The organism is Streptomyces sp. NPDC055243, from assembly GCF_044544025.1.
Lineage (GTDB): Bacteria > Actinomycetota > Actinomycetes > Streptomycetales > Streptomycetaceae > Streptomyces.
The window spans coordinates 311,002-331,003 of the sequence record NZ_JBITWR010000006.1; the positions used below are offsets into that span (position 1 = coordinate 311,002).

Consider the following 20,002-nt stretch of genomic DNA (forward strand, 5'->3'; position numbering starts at 1 on the left):
CCCCTTGGTCATCGGACGTTCACTTCCGCCCGGCGTGCGCGGCGCGGGAAGAAGTGCACGGCCGCAAGTATCGCCGCAGGGACGGACATCCGCACAGGCATTGACTGGATCTTGTTCGGATCATCGTGTCTGGATCACCGTGTCTGGACTCCCCTGTCCGGATCCCGCGAAGATCGCACACCGCCCCTGCCCTTGAATACGCGATTCAGTACGGTTCGGTTCCCTCCCGGGCCGATGAACCGCGCGCCGAGGACTCAGCCGCCCAAGACTCCCACGTCCCCCTCGTAGTGTCCCCGCACGCGCGCGTGCACCTCGGTGGGCGCTCCCACCTGGTCGAGACCGAGCAGCGCGGCGCCCAGCACGGGACGGGCGACGACCACCCGGGCCACCGCCTTGGGTGCCCGCTCGGCCAGCAACGTACGGACGCGTTCGTCCAGTTGCGGGTGGCGGGCGGCCAGGACGCTGCCGCCGAGCAGCACCGGGGCCACCTCGCCGAGCAGGCCGAGGCGGTCCAGGGCCACGGTCGACATGGCGACGACCTCGTCGGCCATCCGGTCCACCAGCGAGCGCGCCACCGTGTCGCCCGCCGCCGCCGTGGCGAAGAGCACCGGCGTCAGCTCGTGCCTGCGGATCGGGGCGATGGCGCCCAGGTGCAGCGCCTCGATCAGCGCGTACATGGAGGGCAGGGCGAAGTGCGCGGGCAGCGTCTCGCGCAGCGCGGTCGCGTCGCCGCGGCCGTCCTCGGCCCGCGCCGCGAACCAGAGCGCCTCCTCGGCCAGGCCGCCCCCGCCGCCCCAGTCGCCGGAGATCCGGCCGATGGCGGGGAAGCGCGCGGTGCGCCCGTCGGGCAGCATGCCCACGCAGTTGATGCCCGCGCCGCACACCACGGCCACGCCCCGCGGCTCGGCGTCCTCCAGGAGACCGGCCCGCAGGATGGCGAAGGTGTCGTTGCGCACGTCGACCGAGGGGCCCCACGCCCGCCTGCGCAGGGCCTGGGCCAACTCCCGTTCCTCGACGGGCAGGTCGGCGTTGGCCAGGCAGGCGGACACGTGCCCCACGGAGTCGAGGCCCGCCTCGGCCAGGGCCCGCGTCACCGCCTCCTGGAGGATGTCCACCGCGGCCTCGACGCCGACCAGGGGCGGCTGGAACCCGCCGCCGCGTGCCGCGCCGACGACCCTGCCGTCGGCCGCGACCACCGCGACGTCGGTCTTGCTGTTGCCCGCGTCGATCGCGAGCACGCTCGTGCTCACGCCCACGCCAGGTGCTCCCGGTTGTGCGCGATCAGCCGGTCGGTGAGCTGCTCGGCGTACGCGTACTGGCCGACCAGCGGGTGGGCCAGCAGTGCCTTGAAGACGCGGTCGCGGCCGCCGTGCAGCGCGGCCTGCAGGGCCAGGTCCTCGTAGCCGGTGACGTTGGCGACGAGCCCGGCGAACAGCGGGTCCAGCTTCGGCACGGCGAGCGGCTTGGCGCCCTTGCCGTCGACCGTGGCCTGCACCTCGATGACGGCGTCGTCCGGTAGGAACGGCAGCGTGCCGTTGTTGACGGTGTTCACCACCTGGTAGGGGCTGCCGCCGTTGCCCAGCAGCGAGGCCGCCAGGTCCACGGCCGCCTCCGAGTAGAAGGCGCCGCCGCGCTTGGCGAGCAGCTCCGGCTTCTCGTCGAGCGTCGGGTCGCCGTACATCTCCAGCAACTCGCGTTCCATCGCGGCCACTTGCGAGGCCCGCGAGGGCTTGGTCCGCATCTCCTCGACCACCGCGTCGTGCTGGTAGAAGTAGCGCAGGTAGTACGAGGGCACGACGCCGAGCCGGTCGACGATCTCGCGCGGCATGTGCAGGTCCTCGGCGACCGCGGCGCCGTGCTCGGCGAGGAGCTTGGGCAGGATGTCGGCGCCGTCCGGGCCCCCGAGCCGTACGCCCGTCTCCCACGTCAGGTGGTTGAGCCCCACGTGGTCGAGGTGCACCTCGCCCGGCGCGACGTCGAGCAGCCTGGCGAACTTGCGCTGGAAGCCGATCGCCACGTTGCACAGGCCCACGGCCTTGTGACCGGCCTGGAGCAGCGCGCGCGTGACGATGCCGACCGGGTTGGTGAAGTCGATGATCCAGGCGTTCGGGTTCGTGCGCCGTACGCGCTCGGCGATGTCCAGGACGACCGGCACGGTGCGCAGGGCCTTGGCGAGGCCGCCCGCGCCGGTGGTCTCCTGGCCGACGCAGCCGCACTCCAGGGGCCACGTCTCGTCCTGGTTGCGGGCCGCCTGGCCGCCGACGCGCAGCTGGAGCAGGACCGCGTCGGCGTCCGCGACGCCCGCGTCCACGTCGGAGGTGGTGACGATGCGGCCGGGGTGCCCCTGCTTGGCGAAGATGCGGCGGGCGAGCCCGCCGACGAGTTCGAGACGGTCGGCCGCGGGGTCGACGAGGACGAGTTCCTCGATCGGCAGGGTGTCCCTCAACCGTGCGAATCCGTCGATGAGTTCGGGTGTGTAGGTCGACCCTCCGCCGACCACTGCGAGCTTCATATCGGTGCTAGCCCTTTACTCCGGTGAGGGTGACGCCTTCGACGAAGGCCTTCTGTGCGAAGAAGAAGACGAGGATGACCGGCGCCATCACGAGCAGCGTCGCGGCCATCGTCATGTTCCAGTTGACGGCGTGGGCGCTCTTGAACGACTCGAGGCCGTAGCTCAGCGTCCAGGCGCCGGGGTTCTGGGCCGCGTAGATCTGCGGCCCGAAGTAGTCGTTCCAGCAGTAGAAGAACTGGAAGAGCGCGATGGCGGCGATGCCGGGCTTGGCCATCGGCACGACGATCTTGACCATGGTGCGGAACTCGCCGCACCCGTCGACCTTCGCCGACTCGATGTACTCCTTGGGGATCGTCAGGAGGAACTGGCGGAGCAGGAAGATCGAGTACGCGTCGCCGAACGCCATCGGGATGATCAGCGGCCACAGCGTGCCCGACAGGTGGAACTGCTGTGCCCACACCAGGTACATCGGGATCACGATGACCTGCGGCGGCAGCATCATCGTCGAGATGACCAGGAGCATCGCGGCGCGCCGGCCGCGGAAGCGGAACTTGGCCAGCGCGTACGCCACGGGGATCGCCGAGCAGACGGTGAAGAGGGTGCCCAGGCCCGCGTACATGAGCGAGTTGCGCCACCAGTCCAGGAAGCCCGGCGTCTCGAACACGGTCTTGTAGTTCTCCCAGTGCCAGGAGTCGGGCCACAGGTCGCCGCTCATGGCCTGCGAGTCGCTCATCACCGACGTCAGGAAGACGAAGACGAACGGCAGGACGAAGAGCAGCGCGACGGCTATCGCCACGCTGTGCACGGCGATCCAGTGCAGGACGCGCTTGCGGCGGGCGCGGGCGGCGGCGGGGCCCCGGAGCGGGGCGGTGCGTTCGGGCGCCGTCTTGGGCGCGCTGAGTGTCGTGGTGGTCATGGAATCCTCAGTCCTCCGCCGCGAGCAGTCCGGAGCGCTTGCGCATCAGGAGCAGCGTGACGGCCATGGCGATGGCGAAGAGCACGAGCGAGAGCACGCACGCGGCACCGGTGTTGAAGTTCTGGAAGCCCATCGAGTAGACGAGCTGGGGGACCGTGAGGGTCGAGTGGTCCGGGTAGCCGGGCTGGATCACCGAGCCGGGGCCGATGTTGACGCCGGAGGCGACCTTCCCCGCGACCAGGGCCTGCGTGTAGTACTGCATGGTCTGCACGACGCCCGTGACCACCGCGAACATCACGATCGGCGTGATCGCGGGCCAGGTCACGTAGCGGAACTTGGACCAGGACCCCGCGCCGTCCAGGTCCGCGGCCTCGTACTGCTCCTTCGGCACGTCGAGCAGCGACGCCATGAAGATCACCATCAGGTCGCCGATGCCCCACAGGGAGAGCAGCACGAGCGAGGGCTTGGCGGTGTCCGGGTCGTTGAACCAGTTGGGCCCGGAGATCCCGATCGAGCCGAGGATCTCGTTCACCGGGCCCGTGCCCGGGTTGAGCAGGAAGACGAAGGCGACGGTGGCGGCCACCGGCGGGGCGAGGTACGGGATGTAGAAGGCGGTGCGGAAGAAGCCGGCGCCCGTCTTGATCTTCGTGACGAGCAGTCCGAGCGAGAGTCCGAAGACCACCCGCACGGCCACCATGACCACCACCAGCCAGAGGGTGTTCCACAGGGCCGGGCCGAACAGGGGCATCTGCTCGAACACGTACGTCCAGTTCCGCAGGCCCACGAAGGTGGGCTCCTTGATCTGGTTGTAGTGCATGAACGAGAAGTAGACGGTGGCGATCAGCGGGTAGGCGAAGAAGACGCTGAAGCCGACGAGCCAGGGGGAGAGGAAGCCGATCGTGCGCAGTCTGCGGCGCGCCGGGTTGGAGAGGGAAAGTGCCATGGCGGGGTCCTCAGCTCAGCTCTTCGACTGGAGGTTGTCGGCGTCTATCTGCTCGTCGAGCTTCTTCAGGCGCCCTCGCAGATCACCCACGCGGCCGGCCTCGACGGCGTACGAGAAGTCCCCGAGCGAGACGACGTAGGCGCCGCCGTTCACGGAGGGCGGCAGGGCCTTGCTGTGCTTGTTCTCCAGGATGTCGAAGAAGGCCCGGAAGGCCGGATCGGCGTCCAGGCGCGGCGACTTGAGCGCCGCGAACGTGGAGGGCACGTTGTGGATGGCGTTCGCGAAGTTCACGACCTGGTCGGTGTCCGCGGTCAGGAACCTCACCAGCTCCCACGCGGCGTTCTGGTGCTTGCTGCTGTGCGCGATCCCGGCGACGGTGCCGGTGATGAAGCCGCGCCCGTAGGTGTCGGCCTGGTCGTCGGGGACGGGCAGCGGCGCCACGCCCCAGTCGAAGTCCGCCTTCGCCTCGTCCAGCATCAGACCGCGCCACTCACCGTCCAGGAGCATGGCCACCTTGCCGGTCAGGAAGGCGTTCTGGCTGGACATCTCGTCGCCGAAGGTCATCCGGAACTTCTCGAGATCGTTGAACCCGCCCTGCGCGGCGGCGAGTCGGCCGGTCGTCTTGAAGAACTTGTACGTCGAGGGCTCTTTCGCCAGGCGCGACTTGCCCTCGGCGTCGAAGTACGCGGGGCCCCACTGTGCGAAGAGGCGGTCCGGACTGTTCTGGTAGAAGCGGAAGCTGGGCATGAACCCGACGCGCTTGTACCCGTTCCTGCCGCTGCGCACGGTCAGCTTCTTCGCGACCTTCTCGAACTCGGACATCGTGCGCGGCGGGCGCTCGATGCCCGCCTCCTTGTAGGCGTCCTTGTTGTAGTACATCCCGAAGGCGTCCGCGAGCAGCGGCAGGGCGCACTGCGTGCCCCGGTAACTCGTGTAGTCGAGCAGGGTCTTGGGGAAGACCTTGTGCTTGTCGAGGCCGGTCTTCCTCATGAACGGATCGAGGTCCGCCCACATCCCGGATTCGCAGTACTGGCCCACGTTGTTGGTGGTGAAGGACGACACCACGTCAGGGGCCTTGTCGCCGCCCGCCCGCAGGGCCTGGTTGACGGTCTCGTCGGAGACGTTCCCGGTGGCCTTCACCTTGATGTTCGGGTGCAGCTTCTCGAAGCGGTCGATGCTGTCGTTGACGGCCTTGACCTCGCCGGGCGTCGACCAGCCGTGCCAGAACTTCAGGGTGACCGGCTTGGTCGGGTCGTCGTTCGCGCTGCCGACGCTCGGGTTGGCGCAGCCGGAGAGCAAGAGACCGGCTGCGGCGAGCGCCGCGGACGCGCAGGTGGGCATGCGCCATCGCGGCATGGCGGACTTCCTTTACGGGGGAGGGGAGTTGAGGTGCGGGAGGACTGGGGAGGACTGGGGAGGACTGCGGGAGTGCGGGACGTGCTCAGGCCGTGTCGAAGACCTGGTCGCGGGCCTGGGTGAGGGCCGAGCGCAGGGCGCCGGTCAGGATGGGGTCGCCGTCGAGTTCGCTGATGCGGATCTGCGGCCGGGGCAGCGCGAGCCCGGTCAGCTCCTCCTCGACCCTGACGCGCAGCTTGTCGCCGCCCGCCTGGGCCACCGAGCCGGAGAGCACGACGAGTTCGGGGTCGACGACGGCGACGACCGCGGCGATGCCGGTGGCGATGCGCCGCGCGACCTCGTCGAGCGCGGTGTCGTCGGCCATGACTTCGTCCAACGTCGCGCCGCCGCCGGTGAGTTCACGCACGACGTAGGCGGAGACGAGGCTCTCGAAGCCGCCGTCGCCGCTCTGCGCGCCGCCGCGCACCAGCGGCGCGCCCGGCAGCGGCATGTAGCCGATCTCGCCCGCGCCGCCGGTCGCGCCGCGCAGCAGGGTGCCGCCGAGCACGATGGCGGCGCCGACGCCCTCGTCGAGCCAGGTCAGGACGTAGTTGTCGTTGTCCTGGGCGGCGCCCTCGTACTGCTCGGCGACGGCCGCCAGGTTCACGTCGTTCTCGATGACCACGGGCGTGCCGAGGACGGCGGCGAGATCGTCGCGCAGCGTCCGCGAGTGCCAGCCGGGCAGGTGCGGGGCGTACCGCAGTTCACCCGTCTGCGGGTCGATGGCGCCGGGGGTGCCGATCACCGCCGCCCGCAGGTCGTCGTGGCCCAGGCCCGCCTGGCGCAGCGCCTCGTCGACGGCCTCGGTGACCAGCTGCGCGGTGCGGTGGCGCACGTCCTCGGCCACGGCGTCCGCCTCGACGCGCGCCTGGCCCAGGACGGTGCCGGTGATGTCGGCGACGAGCGCGGTGATCCCGGTGGGGTCGGCGGAGAGCGCGGCGACGTGTCCGGCGCCCGGGTCGATCTCGTACAGCAGGGCGTTGGGGCCTGGGCGTCCGCTGAGGCTGCCGGTGGTGTGCACGAGGCCCGCGCTCTCCAGGCGTCCCAGGAGCTGCGAGGTGGTGGGCTTGGAGAGCCCGGTCAGCTCACCGATGCGGGTGCGGGTGAGGGGGCCGTGCGCGACGAGGAGGTCGAGCACTGCCCGGTCGTTCATCGCGCGCAGGACGCTCGGCGTGCCCGGGGTCCCAGGAGTGCTGCCTGCTGCTGCCATGACGACCCCTGTCCTTCGGCTGCCCGGTTAACTGTTAGGAAACTTTCCAATTCGTGAGGACCGTACGGCTGGCGTGAATGAGGCGTCAATAGCGAACGCCCCCGCGGCAACCAAGTCGTTACCTGCGGGGGCGTGGCGTTGCACGGGGTGCGGCTGGGGCCGGGCGGTCCTACTTCGACAGGTTCGGCGGCGGCGCTATCGGCGAGGCCGCGAGCGACTGCGGCGAGGTCGCCGACGCGTACGCCGAGGGCGCCGCGACGCCCGCCGACGGATCGGCCGCGGCCTCCTCCGTCGCCTGCAGCGGGAGGCCGCCCACGATGCGGATGCCCGCCTCGTCGAAGGCCCGCTTGATGCGCCAGCGCAGCTCGCGCTCCACACCCAGGGCGTTGCCCGGCATGGTCTTCGCCGACACCCTGACGACCATCGAGTCGAGCAGCACGCTGTCCAGGCCGAGCACCTCGACCGGGCCCCAGAGGCGCTCGTTCCACGGCTCGTCCTTGGCCATGGCCTCGCCGACCTCGATCAGCTTCGCCTGCACCTTCTCCAGGTCCTCGTCCGGGCGGACCGTGACGTCCACGCCCGCCGTGGACCAGCCCTGGCTGAGGTTGCCGATGCGCTTGACCTCGCCGTTGCGGACGTACCAGATCTCGCCGTTGTCGCCGCGCAGCTTGGTCACGCGCAGGCCGACCTCGATCACCTCGCCGGACGCCACGCCCGCGTCGATCGAGTCACCCACGCCGTACTGGTCCTCCAGGATCATGAAGACGCCGGAGAGGAAGTCCGTGACCAGGTTGCGGGCGCCGAAACCGATCGCCACACCCGCGACACCCGCCGAGGCGAGCAGCGGGGCGAGGTTGATCTGGAACGTGCCCAGGATCATCAGGGCGGCCGTGCCCAGGATCAGGAACGACGCCACCGAGCGCAGCACCGAGCCGATGGCCTGGGAGCGCTGGCGGCGGCGCTCCACGTTCACGAGGAGCCCGCCGAGCGCCGTGCCGTTCACGGACTGCGCCGTGCGGTTCATGCGATCTATGAGCTTGGTGATGGAACGCCGGATGACCACGCGAAGGACGACGGCGACCGCGACGATCAGCAGGATGCGGAGCCCGATGCCCAGCCACGCCGACCAGTTCTGCTCGACCCAGCTGGCGGCGTTCGTCGCGCTCTCCTGGGCGTCTTCCAAGGTCGGGGACTTCGGCGTCGTCTTGTCGTCCGGGTCCGTTCCGGCTGCTGACAGGACGGACAGGAACACGGCAGGTACCTCCAGGCATAGCGGCCTGCCCAGGAGATGCACCGGGCAGAGTCACCACACTAACGGGGCATTGTGTGTGGATCGTTGTCATGTTCGAGGGAGAGACAGTGCTCACCTGGGGAAGATGAGGGTGTCGCACAGGTGTGGTCGAAAACACTCCGAGCCCGTTACCGGCACATGGTGGCGCTTGGACCAGGCATGAGGGGAGACTGGCTACAGATCGTCCCGGCGCGAGCCACGCGCCGCCGGCGTAATAGGAGGCATCCGTGCCGCACGTCCTGGTCCTCAATGCGTCGTACGAGCCATTGGGTGTCGTACCGCTCCGCCGCGCGCTCGTCCTCGTCCTGGAGAACAAGGCTCTCTGCCTCGAGGAATCCGGCGCCTTCATGCACAGCGCAACGCGCACCGTCCCCGCACCCAGCGTGGTCCGCCTCAAGCGGTTCGTCCGGGTCCCTTACAGGGGGCCCGTTCCTCTGACCAGGCGGGCGCTCTTCGCCCGCGACGGCGGTCGGTGCATGTACTGCGGTGGCGTCGCAACCAGCGTCGACCACGTCATTCCGAAGAGCCGTGGCGGTCAGCACGCCTGGGAGAACGTGGTGGCGTCCTGCCGCCGCTGCAACCACACCAAGGCGGACCGCCATCTCCTGGAGCTGGGGTGGCGCCTGCGTCACAAGCCCGCGCCGCCCTCGGGGCTCGCGTGGCGCATCATCGGGACCGGGCACAGGGATCCGCGCTGGCTGCCGTACTTGCAGCCGTTCGGCGCGGACGACGCGATGGCCCGGATCGATGGCATTTCCGCCTAGGAATCGATCCGGGCTCTGTTGTACGTGAGACGCGCCACGGCCTCCGTCACTCGTCGGCGGCCGTGGCGACCGCGTAGGCCTCCACCGACCAGAGCGAGTAGCCGAAGCGCGTGGCCCTCTTGTCGCCCTGCACCCGGATGTAGCGGGTGTCACGGGCGTCCATGCGGACCGCCTCGCGGCCGCCCTTGCCGTCCTTCACGGTCGCCGCCGTGCGCCAGGTCTTCCCGTCGGCGGAGGTCTGCACGCGGTAGCCCGCCGCGTACGCGTCCTGCCAGCGCAGGACGACCTGGCCGAGCCTGACCGGCTCGTCGAGCTCCAGCTGCCACCAGGCGCCGTCCTCCACCGGCGAGGACCAGCGGGTCGCCGGGTCGCCGTCGTTGGCGCCGGACGCCGGGAAGTCCTTCGTCTCGTCGCCCGACGAGGACGCCTTCGCGCCGCGCGCCAGGTCGCGCCCGCCGGTGCGCGGGTAGGCGCGGATCGAGACCGTCCTGGTCTGGCCCTCGAAGGTGACCGGGATCTCGTACGTCCCCGAACGCGTGCCCGCGGGGACGGTGACGTCGAGCGGGACGTCCACCTGCGCGCCGCGCGGCAGCGTCGACTTCTCCGGGGTGCGCACCTCGACGCCCTTGGGCGCCTCCGCCGTGACCTTGCCCTGTACGTCGCCGGGGCGCAGGGAGAGCAGCTTCGCCGTGACCCGCTGCGGGCCGCCGCCGATCTCCACGTCCGCCTCGGTGCGGGCCAGCGAGAAGCGGGCCTCGGGGGCGTCGGCGTACCAGGGGACGACGTGGCGGACCGTGCCCTCGGTGACCGTGACGCGCACGGCGTCGGCGCGGGGGGCGGAGTCCTTCCGCCCGGCGGGCTTCGCGGGCTCGGCCTCGGTGAAGCCGCTGACGGACAGGGCGCCGATGCGGCGCCAGCCCTCGCCCGGGACGTGGGCCTCGATGCTGCCCTTGGTGCCGGGGTCGGTCAGCGCGGTCACCGCCGTGAGGGGGCGGGCGCGCGGGATGCGGACCGTCGCGCGGTCCGACGCCTGCTCGCTGTCGAGCCCCGCCCACGTCTCGTACGCCTTCTGCGACCGCGTCAGGAAGGGGGCGAGGACGCCCTTGCCGACGGTCACCCGGCCGGCCCTCAGGTCCTTCTGGAGCCCGGCCAGGGTGCGCGAGGCGCGCCAAGCTGCCGCGCCGTCTCCGGTGGACTGCGCGCGCAGCATGTCGACCGCCGTCTCGCCGGCTTCCCCGTAGCGCGCCAGCTGCTCGACCCAGGGCCGTACCTCGGTGTCGAGATCGCTGCCGGCGAGCCGCCGCGGCGCCTCCTTCATGACGGTGAAGGCGTCCCGCAGGGCCTGCCCGGACTTCCCGATGCGGGCGGTGTCCGTCGTCGTGCGCGCGCGCCAGAAGTCGTCCATGAGCGGGCGCAGATACGCCGATTCGTCGGCGCCGAGCACGGAGGAGGCGTCATTGCCCGCGAGGGCCCGCAGGGCGCCCCGCGCCTTCGCGTCGCCGCCCGAGAGGTCGTCGATCGCGGCGAGCCAGGACTCGTGGGGACGGTAGGCGCGGGGATTCCAGGCGTAGTCGGCGGCGGTGAACAGCGGGATGCGGGACGCGGAGGGCTGCTCCATGGCGTTGCCGAGCAGCGCGGCCGAGCCGGTGGCCACGGCGGGCTCACGGCCGGTGTAGGGGCCCAGGAAGATACGGTCCTGCGCGAAGTCGTTGACGGGGTAGTTGTCCATCGTCACGAGCGGATGCGAGCCGAACGCCTTGCGGGCGCCCGCCAGTTCACGCCCGGTGATGGTCTTGGGGACCACGCCGACGCCGGTCCACGCCACCTCGACGCGGTGGTCGAGCCGGTCCGCGATCGCGTCGCGGTACTCGGTGGAGCCGTCCTGGTAGTACTCCGTGGGCATCAGCGAGAGCGGCTTCGCGCCGGGGTGGCGCTCGGCCAGGTGCGCGGAGACGGCGTTGGCGACGCGGGACTGCGCCTTCGCCGCGGCGTCGGGCCCCGACCCGAAGGCCTCGGCGTCCGCCTCGCAGTGCCACTCGCTGTAGCTGACGTCCTGGAACTGAAGCTGGAAGGCGCGCACGCCAAGGGCCCACATCGCGTCGATCTTGCGGTTCAGGGCCTTGATGTCCTTGTCGGACGACATGCACATGGCCTGGCCGGGGGCGACGGCCCAGGCGAGCGTCACGTGGTTGCGCTCGGCCCGCTCGGCGAGGGCGCGGAAGTCGGCGCGCTGGTCGGCGGGGTAGGGCTCGCGCCAGCGCGCCTGGCGGTAGAGGTCGTCGCCGGGCGCGTACAGGTAGCGGTTCTGCTTCGTGCGGCCCATGAAGTCCAGCTGGTCCAGGCGCTGCTCGCGGGTCCACGGAGTGCCGTAGAAGCCCTCCGTCATGCCGCGCACCGCCGTGCCGGGCCAGTCGCGGATCTGGATTCCGGGGACGGTGCTCCTGCCGCCTGCGCTCTTGGTGATCAGCTGGCGCAGGGTCTGCACGCCGTGGAAGAGGCCGTCATCACCCGCGCCCGCGAGGGCGACGGTGTCCTGGCCGCCGATCCGGCCCACCGCCAGGCGGTAGCCGCCGGACGGGAGGTCGCCCCGTGCACGGGCGCCGAGGGTGCGCAGCGCCTGGTCGGCGCGCACGCCGTCGGCGCGGACGACGAGGCGCCCGCTCCCCGCGGGGAGCTGATCGGCGTCCTTCACCTCCGTGATCCTGCGGGCGCCCGCGTCGCGCAGGAGCGTGCGCAGGGCGTCCATGGCGTACGGGTCCGGGTCCTGGCCGGTGGCAAGGACGACCTCGTCCGTGACGGTGACCGAAGCACCGGCCGCGGTCATCGACTGGGGGCGGGGCCAGACCGGGGGGAGGGTGCCGTCGCTCTCCCGGTCGTCGTCCGGGGACGTGGCGGGGGTGCCGGGCTTTCCGGGGAGGCCGGGGGCGGCGACGGCGCCGGGGGCGCCACCGAGGGCGCCTGCGATGACGGCGACGGCGATGGCCGCCGCGCCTTTCCTGCGCCGCAGTTGCACGGCCCTCTCCTCGTTGTCCCTCGTCCTGGTGATCACGTGTGGTGCGCTGGTTGTCTCAGGGTGTCACTGAGCCCACCACTCGCGTGGTGGGGGTGTCAACGGGCGTGGGTGTTGTGGGGGTTTTCTTCCCTGTGACATTGGCGGATTCGCCCTCCGGCGCCGACGGGGCTGGAATGAACTCCCCGGATGCGGGAAGGGACGCAGACCCGGGGGAAAGGAAGATCTTGCGTCCGGACCCCCACTCAGGGAAACGAATGTGAGTGCGCGCACGTTCATACAACGGATATGTCTGCGATCCCGCGCACTGGGTAGGGCTGCCGAAGACCTGCCCCCTGACATTGGAGCCTTACGTGCCCGCTTCCGCGAACCTCCTCCTCTCCGCTCTCTCCAAACAGGTCTCCGGTCCTGACTCCGGTCTCGACGGATCCTGCGCCTGCGGCTGCCTCGAGCCGCCCCTGACCAGCGAGCCCCCGCTGGCCGACGCCGCACCCCTGACCAGCGAGCCTCCGCTCGCCGACGCCGCCCCGCTGACCAGCGAGCCGACCTCCACCGGCACCGCGTCGGGCCTGGCCTACATGGGGGTCTAAATGGCCCCACCCGGAGCGACCGGACCCACCACCGGACCCACCGGAACCACCACCGGCCCCACCGGCCCCACCGGACTTTCCCGCCTCGCGGCCCTGCACGGCGTGGCGACCTCTTACTCCCCGTCCCCGGACCGAACGGTTCCGGCCACCGACGCCGCGGTGATCGCGGCCCTGGCCGCCCTCGACGTGGACGCGAGCACCCCCGAGGCGGTGCGGCGCGCCCTCACGGCCCGTGAGACGGAGCTGAGCGCCCGGCTGCTGCCACCGACGGTGGTGGTGTGGCAGGGCGGCCCTCCGGCGCCCCCGCCGTGGTCAGGGCTGCCGCCGGGCACGCGGGTGTGCGTGGAGACGGAGTGGGGGGAGCGGCTGGAGTGGGAGTCGCCCGGGCCGGACGAGGTCCCGCCGGGCGCGGATTCCCCGGACGGCGCGCTGCCCCTGGGCGTGCACACGCTGCGGGCCACGACGCCGGGCCCCGAAGCCCACGCGGCCACCGCCCACTTGATCGTCGCCCCGTACCGCCTGCCGCCCCCGCGCGAGAAGACGTACGGAGTGCTCGTCCAGCTCTACTCCCTCCTCTCCCGCCGCTCCTGGGGCATGGGCGACCTCGGGGACCTGGCCGAGCTCGCCGCCTGGTCCGGGCGGGCCCTGCGTGCGGGATTCGTACAGGTCAATCCCCTGCACGCGGCGGTTCCGAAGCCGCTGGACGGGTCGTCCGACCCCTCTCCGTACCGCCCTTCGTCGCGCCGCTTCCCCGACCCCGTCCACCTCCGCGTCGAGGACGTTCCCGAGTACGCCCACCTGGACGGCGAGGCCCGCGACCTGGCCGCCCACCTCACGCGCCGAGCCGCCGCGCTGCGCGAATCCGTACTCCAGCAGGGCCAGTTGATCGACCGTGACGCGGTCTGGACGCTCAAGCTCAAGGCCCTGGAGCTGATCCGCGAGGTCCCGCTCGGCCCCGGACGCCGCGCCGCCTACAACGACTTCCTCGCCGAGCACGGCGAAGCCCTCGAGGACCACGCCACGTGGTACGCGCTGGCCGAGCGGCACGGCCCCGACTGGCACACCTGGCCCGAACCCCTGCGCGACCCCGCATCACCCCAGACCTCCCGCGCCCGCCGCGAGTTGATGGACCGGGTGGACTTCCACTGCCGTCTCGCCTGGCTCACCGACGCCCAACTCGGCGCCGCGCAGCGCTCCGCACGCGACGCGGGCATGGACATCGGCCTCGTGCACGACCTCGCGGTGGGCGTGCACCCGGCAGGAGCCGACGCCTGGGCGCAGCAGCGGCACTTCGCGGCGGGCATGTCGGCGGGCGCCCCGCCGGACGCGTTCAACGCGCGCGGCCAGGACTGGGGCCTTCCGCCCTGGCGCCCCGACCGCCTCGCCGAGTCCGGGTACGCCCCCTACCGCGCCCTCCTGCGCGGACTGCTCCGGCACGCGGGCGCGATCCGCATCGACCACGTGATGGGGCTCTTCCGGCTCTGGTGGGTACCCGAAGGCCGCGCGCCCACCGAGGGAACGTATGTCCGGTACGACGCCGACGCGATGCTCGCGATCCTCGCCCTGGAGGCGCACCGCGCGGGCGCCCTCGTCATCGGCGAGGACCTCGGCACCGTGGAGCCCGGCGTCCGCGAGACCCTCCAGCGGCACGGCGTGCTGGGCACCTCCGTGCTCTGGTTCGAGCGGGACTGGACCGGCACGGGGCGCCCGCTGCCGCCCGAGCGGTGGCGCGCGGACTGCCTGGCCACCGCCACCACCCACGACCTGCCGTCCACCGCGGCCCGCATCACCGGCGAGCACGTCCAACTCCGCGACCGGCTCGGCCTGTTGACCCGCCCCGTGGCCGTCGAGCAGGCCGAGGCCGCGGCCGACGTGTCGGAGTGGCTCGCGCTGCTCTCCCGCCTCGGGATGCTGCCCGGCGGCGGTGGACACGAGCAGGAGGAGATCCGCGCCGTCCACCGCTTCCTGCTCGCCACCCCGGCCCGCATGGTCGGCGTCTGGCTGCCGGACGCGGTCGGCGACCGCCGCCCGCAGAACCTCCCCGGCACCTGGGACCAATACCCCAACTGGCGGCTGCCCATCGCCGACGCCGAGGGGCGCCCCGTCACCCTGGAGGAACTCGCCGCCTCACCGCGCCTGCACGCGTTCATGGACGTGTTCCGCACCCGCGGGAGACCCCGTACGGCACCCCCGGGCGCGCGGCCCGTTTAGCAGTTCGCTACGTTGGCACCGTGGACAAGAAGAACGCCCTGCGCGCCGGCGCCCTGGCTTCCGGTACGACGCTGATGATGCTGCTCATGTCGTCCCCCGCGCTCGCGCTCACGCGCGACGACGGTGACGACCCGGGTCCCGGCCTGAGCGTGATCGACACGCTCGGCCTCTATGTCGCGGCGCCCATCGTGCTGTTCCTGGTGATCGCGGGCCTCGTCATGGTCGGTGACAAGACCCGCAAGCAGGAGAAGAAGGGCTGACGCCACTCCGCTTCAAGAGTTCTCCGTAGGGGGCTCTTCGTCGACGTACGCATGCGTGCGTGCCGACGGAGGGCCCCCTGCGCGTACGTCGGGTGGCGGCATGCCCTCACGGCCGCTCGGCCGTGAGGTAGCGCTGGACCGTCGGCCCGACCCAGTCCGCCAGCTCCGCGCCGGACAGCGCGACCGCGGGCGGGAACCGCAGCACATAGCGGGTCAGCGCCATGCCGAGGATCTGTGAGGCGCAGAGCCCGGCCCGCGCGGGGGCGTCGGCGGGATCGGGGCAGACGCGGCGCGCGACCGGCAGCAGCTGGTCCCTGAAGATCCCCTGCATGCGCTCGGCGCCCGCCGTGTTCGTGATGCCGACGCGCAGCATCGCGGTCAGGACCCCGTCGTTCTCCCAGACGTCGAGGAAGTGCGTCACCAGGGCGCGCCCGATGTCCTCGCGCGCCACCGTGGTGAGATCGGGCAGCCGCAGATCGATGGAGACGGCCGCGGCGAACAGGCCCTCCTTGTTGCCGTAATAGCGCATCACCATCGACGGATCGATCCGCGCGTCCTTGGCGATGGCGCGGATGGTGGCGCGCTCGTAGCCGTCGGCGGCGAACCGCTCGCGGGCGGCGGCGAGGATCGCGCCGCGGGTCGCGTCGGAGCGGCGGGGTGGCGCGGCGGCAGGTTCGTTCGCCGGTTCGTTCGCTGGATCGGGTGCGCTTTCAGTCATGCCAACAAGTGTAGGCCAACATGTGTTGACAGTCCATGACGTCGGCTCTACGTTAGCCAACAAGCGTTGACCAACAGTTGTTGGCACTAGGAGGCCGCCATGAACGGAACCCAGGGCACGACTCAGGACACGACTCAGGGTGCGACCCAGGACCCGACCGGCGCCGCGGGCCCCGCAGTGATCGTCGTCGGCTCCGGCCCCACCGGACTGCTGCTCGCCGGGGACCTGGCGGCCGCGGGCATCCGGGTCACCCTGCTGGAGAAGCGGCCGCACGGGATCAGCAACCTCTCGCGCGCCCTGGTGCTGCACGCCCGCACCCTCGAACAGCTCGACGCGCGCGGCCTCGCCGACGAACTGGAGGCCAAGGGCAAGGCGCTGGACCGCCTGCGCCTCTTCGGCCGCCTGGAGGTGGGCCTGGACAAGCTGCCCTCGCGCTACAACCACCTCCTGGTCCTGCCGCAGTACGAGGTGGAGCGGGTCCTCGAACGGCGGGCGATCGCGGCCGGCGTCGACTTCCGGTACGAGAGCGAGGTCACCGGGCTCACCCAGGACGCGGACGGCGTGAGCCTCGAAGTCCGGGGTCCCGGCGGCGGGTCGAGCACGCTGCGGGCCGCGTACGCGGTCGGCGCCGACGGACTGCACAGCCCGGTCCGCAAGGCGATCGGCCTGCCCTTCCCCGGGAAGTCCGTCATCCGCTCGCTCGTCCTCGCCGACGTGAAGCTCGCCGAGAAGCCCGCCTCGGTCCTCACCGTGAACGCCGCCGGTGACGCCTTCGCCTTCATCGCGCCCTTCGCCGACGGCTATTACCGCGTCATCGGCTGGAACCGCGCCCACAACGTCCCCGACAGCGAGCCCCTCGACCTCGAAGAGGTCAAGGAGATCACCCGCCTCGCGCTCGGCCGTGACTACGGCATGCACGACGCCCGCTGGATGTCCCGCTTCCACAGCGACGAGCGGCAGGCGCCCGCCTACCGGGTCGGCCGGGTCTTCCTCGCCGGGGACGCCGCGCACGTGCACACCCCGGCGGGCGCCCAGGGCATGAACACCGGCCTGCAGGACGCCGTGAACCTGAGCTGGAAGCTGGTGGCGGCGGTCGAGGGCCGGGCCCCTGAAGGCCTGTTGGACACCTACCAGTCCGAGCGGCACCCCATCGGCAAGGCGGTCCTGCGCAGCAGTGGCGGGATCGTGCGGCTCGCGATGGCCAAGCGCCCGTGGTCGATCGCGGCCCGCGCCGTGCTCGCGTCCTTCATCGGCGCCGTGACCCCGATCCGCGACAAGGCGATCGGCCAGATCACCGGCATCGGCTACACCTATCCCGCCCCGAAGGGGGCCCACCGCCTGACCGGGCACCGCGCCCCGGACGTCGCGCTCAAGGAGGGGCGGCTCTACGAGGCTCTGCGCGCGGGCAAGTTCGTGCTGATCGCTCCGGTGGGCGCGGAGTACGACGCGGGGCGTGCGGTCGTGACGCGCTGGGCGAGTGGCCGGCGTACGACCGTCCTCGTCCGCCCCGACGGGTACGTGGCGTGGGCGGCCGACGAGGCGGACGCGGGGGAGGTCCGGGCGGCCCTCGCGCGGATCGTTCGATAGGTAATCTTTCAGAATAACTTCAAAGAATCCTCGAAAAGATTCGATGGACCTGATGAGTGTGGGGGTGCGACGGTAGTCCCGCAACCAACCAAGAGATCAGCCAAGAGATCCCCGCCGGTGGTGCCCACCTCGGCGGGGCTCGTGTTTTCCCGGGCCGATCGGGAGAGAGAAAAGGGATATCAGTGACTGTCCTGGACCGGACGACCCCCATCCACACCGCGGCGGTGCCGTCGGTGCCGACAGCGGTGCCGACGGCGGCGGCGAGCAAGAGGCAGCGGGCCGCGGGCCCCATCGGCCTCGGCCTCGCCCTGGCGGCGCTCGCCACCGTCGTTTGGTCGGGCAGCTTCGTCACCTCGCGTGCGCTGGCCGACAGCGTGCCGCCCATTCAGCACGCGTTCTGGCGGTGGATCATCGCGATCGTGGCGGTGGCGCCGTTCGCGGCGCGCCGGACGTGGCGGCAGCGGGCCCTGCTCCGCAAGCACATCGGCTTCCTGCTCCTGGCCTCCCTCCTCGGCGTCACCGTCTACAACACCCTGGTGAACCAGGCGGGCGTGACCACCACCGCGGGCAACATGGGCATGATCATGGCGGCGTCGCCGGTCCTGATGGCGGTGTACGAACGCCTCGGCGGCGCGAGGCTCGGGGCGCGCCGGGTGACGGGCATGCTGATCGCCTGCGCGGGCGTCCTGGTCCTTGTCTCCGGGGGATCGCTCTCCATGGACTTCGCGGTGGGCGACCTGTGGGTGATCGCGGGGGCCGTCTCCTTCGGCTCGTACAGCGCACTGCTCAAGCGCAAGCCCGCCGAGATCGGCGGACTGCCGTTCCTCTTCGCGACGTTCATGCTCGGCGCGCTGATGCTGCTTCCGGTGTTCGTGGCCAGCTTCGTGCTGCAGGGCGGCTTCACGCCGACCGTCGGGACGGTCTCCCCGCTCCTGTACGTCGGTGTCGTCTCGTCCGCGATCGCCTTCTTCGCCTGGAACAAGGCGATCTCGATCATCGGCGCCGCCCGCGCCGGGGTCATCTACTACCTCCAGCCGGTGTGCGTCGCCCTGCTCTCATTCGCGGTGCTCGGCGAGGCGATGGGGTGGCTCCAGGTGATGTGCATGGGGCTGATCCTGGGCGGGGTCGTGCTGGGCGCGGCGCGTGCGAAGAAGTAGGGGCGTCCGGTGCGGCCCGTGGGTCTGGTGCGGCCGGTGGGAAAACCTCTCCTGACCAGTCGGTACGTTGACTCCATGAGCGAGTGGGACATCAAGAAGCTGCAGATCCTGCGTACGTTGAGCGAGCGGGGCACGGTCACGGCGACGGCGCGGACGCTGCAGATGACGCCGTCGGCGGTGTCACAGCAGCTGTCCAACCTCGCGAAGCAGCTGGGGGTGCCGCTCCTTGAGGCGCACGGCCGCCGGGTGCGCCTGACGGACGCGGCGCATCTCGTGCTCCGGCACGCGGAGGCGGTCTTCGCCCAACTGGAGCTGGCCGACGCGGAGTTGGCTGCGTACGCGCAGGGCGAGGCGGGGGAGGTACGCGTCGGGGCCTTCTCCACGGCGGTGCCCGCGCTCGTCGTCCCCGCGGTGCGGGAGCTGCGGGCGGCGGCGCCGGGGATCTCGGTGCGGGTGCGTGAGGTGGAGGCGGCGGAGGCGTACGAGTTGCTGGCCGCGGGGGAGGTGGACGTGGCCCTTTCGCTGGCGGTGACGGCGCCCGCGGCTGCGGACGCGGACACGCGCTTCACGCGGGAGTCGCTCCTCGCGGACCCACTGGACGTGGCACTCCCGGGGGACCACGCGCTGGCGGAGGCCGAGGGGCTCCGCCTCTCCGACCTGGCCGGGGAGCCGTGGATCTTCGGGGGCAGCGGTCCCTGGTCGGAGATCACGCGGGCGGCGTGCGAGGGGGCCGGGTTCACGCCGGAGCAGGCGCATTCCGCCTCCGGCTGGACGGCGATCCTGGCGATGGTGGAGGCGGGGATGGGGGTGGCCCTGGTCCCGCGGATGGCGGCGGTCCGCCGTGACGGCGTGGTGATGCGAGAACTCTCCGCCGACCGGCCCCGCCGCCATGTGGTGGCGGCGGTGCGGCGGGGGGCCGCCGGGGGTGCGGGGGTCAGCAGGGTCTTGTCGGCGCTTCGGGCGGCGGTTCCCTCGCGGGGGGCGGGGGCGGAATAGGGGCTCCCCTCTGCGCCGGGGGCGCGCCGCGGCTTCGGTGGCCCGGTCTTCGCCTGCGAGCCGCCGGCCTTCCCGCGCTGCGCGCGGATGTCTCCCCCGCGCCCCACAGCCGCATGGTGGCCGGGTCTTCGTCTGCGGGTCGTGTCCGGCCTTGCCGCGCTCCGCGCGGGTCTCTCCCGCCCGCCCGCCCGATTGCCCGGCGGTCGCATGGTGGCCGGGTGTTTGTCTGCGGGCCGCCACCGGTCTTCCCGCGCTGCGCGCGGATCTCTCCCGCCTGCCCGATTGCCCTTTTCGCGCGGGCCCCGTTGCTGCGGGGTGCTCGGGTGGGTGGGTGGGAAAGGTCCGCGCGCAGCGCGGGAAGGGAAAGGGGCAGCCGTCCCGCGGCTGCGGGGGCTGCGGCAGACCACATGTGCCGCAGCCCGCCGCCGGCGCAACGCGCAGC

General features: G+C 71.7%; 16 protein-coding genes. 7 read left to right on the top strand and 9 right to left on the bottom strand.

Annotation, left to right across the window (positions count from 1 at the left end):
• Positions 1-254: 254 nt before the first annotated feature.
• The 7 genes from ACIGXX_RS20015 to ACIGXX_RS20045 all read right to left on the bottom strand — a co-directional run bounded on the left by ACIGXX_RS20015 (position 255) and on the right by ACIGXX_RS20045 (position 8,228).
• On the bottom strand, positions 255-1,256 hold the full coding sequence (locus ACIGXX_RS20015; protein ID WP_399977319.1) for an N-acetylglucosamine kinase: 1,002 nt from the start codon (positions 1,254-1,256) through the stop codon (positions 255-257).
• Positions 1,247-2,512 carry a 6-phospho-beta-glucosidase gene (locus ACIGXX_RS20020; RefSeq protein ID WP_351164523.1) on the bottom strand — a complete coding sequence of 422 codons (1,266 nt, stop codon included), beginning with the start codon at positions 2,510-2,512 and terminating at the stop codon, positions 1,247-1,249. Before ACIGXX_RS20020 ends, ACIGXX_RS20015 begins: the two co-directional genes overlap by 10 nt.
• A 7-nt stretch (positions 2,513-2,519) precedes the next feature.
• Positions 2,520-3,428, bottom strand: a complete 909-nt coding sequence (locus tag ACIGXX_RS20025; protein ID WP_351164521.1) for a carbohydrate ABC transporter permease — start codon at positions 3,426-3,428, stop codon at positions 2,520-2,522.
• Between the two features lie 7 nt (positions 3,429-3,435).
• Positions 3,436-4,371, bottom strand: a complete 936-nt coding sequence (locus ACIGXX_RS20030; RefSeq protein ID WP_351164520.1) for a sugar ABC transporter permease — start codon at positions 4,369-4,371, stop codon at positions 3,436-3,438.
• A gap of 15 nt (positions 4,372-4,386) precedes the next feature.
• Positions 4,387-5,727, bottom strand: a complete 1,341-nt coding sequence (locus ACIGXX_RS20035; RefSeq protein WP_399977325.1) for an ABC transporter substrate-binding protein — start codon at positions 5,725-5,727, stop codon at positions 4,387-4,389.
• An 85-nt stretch (positions 5,728-5,812) separates the two neighbouring features.
• Entirely contained in the window at positions 5,813-6,976 is a 1,164-nt protein-coding gene (locus tag ACIGXX_RS20040) for an ROK family transcriptional regulator (RefSeq protein ID WP_351164517.1), read from the bottom strand.
• A gap of 169 nt (positions 6,977-7,145) precedes the next feature.
• A complete protein-coding gene (locus tag ACIGXX_RS20045; protein WP_351164515.1) occupies positions 7,146-8,228 on the bottom strand; it encodes a mechanosensitive ion channel family protein in 1,083 nt (360 codons plus the stop codon).
• 266 nt (positions 8,229-8,494) lie between these two features.
• Here ACIGXX_RS20045 and ACIGXX_RS20050 point away from each other — a divergent pair, with 266 nt between their 5' ends.
• The gene (locus ACIGXX_RS20050; RefSeq protein WP_190080400.1) at positions 8,495-9,031 is read left to right on the top strand and encodes an HNH endonuclease; all 537 of its coding nucleotides are present in this window, start codon (positions 8,495-8,497) and stop codon (positions 9,029-9,031) included.
• A 46-nt stretch (positions 9,032-9,077) separates the two neighbouring features.
• On the opposite strand, the gene ACIGXX_RS20055 is transcribed toward ACIGXX_RS20050, so the two are convergent.
• A complete protein-coding gene (locus ACIGXX_RS20055; protein WP_399977605.1) occupies positions 9,078-12,044 on the bottom strand; it encodes a beta-N-acetylglucosaminidase domain-containing protein in 2,967 nt (988 codons plus the stop codon).
• 350 nt (positions 12,045-12,394) lie between these two features.
• Here ACIGXX_RS20055 and ACIGXX_RS20060 point away from each other — a divergent pair, with 350 nt between their 5' ends.
• From ACIGXX_RS20060 to ACIGXX_RS20070, 3 genes are read left to right on the top strand one after another with little or no spacing between them, the layout of a single operon-like run.
• Entirely contained in the window at positions 12,395-12,631 is a 237-nt protein-coding gene (locus ACIGXX_RS20060) for a hypothetical protein (protein ID WP_351164512.1), read from the top strand.
• Positions 12,632-14,842: a 4-alpha-glucanotransferase gene (malQ, locus tag ACIGXX_RS20065; RefSeq protein WP_399977331.1), complete on the top strand. Its 2,211-nt coding sequence runs from the start codon at positions 12,632-12,634 to the stop codon at positions 14,840-14,842. It begins immediately after the preceding gene.
• A 20-nt stretch (positions 14,843-14,862) separates the two neighbouring features.
• Entirely contained in the window at positions 14,863-15,102 is a 240-nt protein-coding gene (locus ACIGXX_RS20070; RefSeq protein WP_351164510.1) for a hypothetical protein, read from the top strand.
• Between the two features lie 106 nt (positions 15,103-15,208).
• Here the strand turns inward: ACIGXX_RS20070 and ACIGXX_RS20075 are convergent, their stop codons facing one another.
• Positions 15,209-15,820, bottom strand: a complete 612-nt coding sequence (locus ACIGXX_RS20075) for a TetR family transcriptional regulator (RefSeq protein WP_399977335.1) — start codon at positions 15,818-15,820, stop codon at positions 15,209-15,211.
• Between the two features lie 99 nt (positions 15,821-15,919).
• Here ACIGXX_RS20075 and ACIGXX_RS20080 point away from each other — a divergent pair, with 99 nt between their 5' ends.
• The 3 genes from ACIGXX_RS20080 to ACIGXX_RS20090 all read left to right on the top strand — a co-directional run bounded on the left by ACIGXX_RS20080 (position 15,920) and on the right by ACIGXX_RS20090 (position 19,560).
• Positions 15,920-17,407, top strand: coding sequence for an FAD-dependent monooxygenase (locus ACIGXX_RS20080; RefSeq protein WP_399977338.1), 1,488 nt, complete (start codon positions 15,920-15,922; stop codon positions 17,405-17,407).
• A 182-nt stretch (positions 17,408-17,589) separates the two neighbouring features.
• Positions 17,590-18,564, top strand: a complete 975-nt coding sequence (locus ACIGXX_RS20085; RefSeq protein WP_399977341.1) for a DMT family transporter — start codon at positions 17,590-17,592, stop codon at positions 18,562-18,564.
• Positions 18,565-18,639: 75 nt separating this feature from the next.
• Positions 18,640-19,560, top strand: coding sequence for a LysR substrate-binding domain-containing protein (locus ACIGXX_RS20090; protein ID WP_361470175.1), 921 nt, complete (start codon positions 18,640-18,642; stop codon positions 19,558-19,560).
• Positions 19,561-20,002: the final 442 nt, after the last annotated feature.

Coding starts and splice junctions, on each gene's coding strand:
- ACIGXX_RS20020 (WP_351164523.1), bottom strand. CDS start 2,512: ATGAAGCTCGCAGTGGTCGGCGGAGGGTCGACCTACACACCCGAACTC.
- ACIGXX_RS20025 (WP_351164521.1), bottom strand. CDS start 3,428: ATGACCACCACGACACTCAGCGCGCCCAAGACGGCGCCCGAACGCACC.
- ACIGXX_RS20030 (WP_351164520.1), bottom strand. CDS start 4,371: ATGGCACTTTCCCTCTCCAACCCGGCGCGCCGCAGACTGCGCACGATC.
- ACIGXX_RS20035 (WP_399977325.1), bottom strand. CDS start 5,727: ATGCCGCGATGGCGCATGCCCACCTGCGCGTCCGCGGCGCTCGCCGCA.
- ACIGXX_RS20040 (WP_351164517.1), bottom strand. CDS start 6,976: ATGGCAGCAGCAGGCAGCACTCCTGGGACCCCGGGCACGCCGAGCGTC.
- malQ (WP_399977331.1), top strand. CDS start 12,632: ATGGCCCCACCCGGAGCGACCGGACCCACCACCGGACCCACCGGAACC.
- ACIGXX_RS20075 (WP_399977335.1), bottom strand. CDS start 15,820: ATGACTGAAAGCGCACCCGATCCAGCGAACGAACCGGCGAACGAACCT.
- ACIGXX_RS20080 (WP_399977338.1), top strand. CDS start 15,920: ATGAACGGAACCCAGGGCACGACTCAGGACACGACTCAGGGTGCGACC.
- ACIGXX_RS20090 (WP_361470175.1), top strand. CDS start 18,640: ATGAGCGAGTGGGACATCAAGAAGCTGCAGATCCTGCGTACGTTGAGC.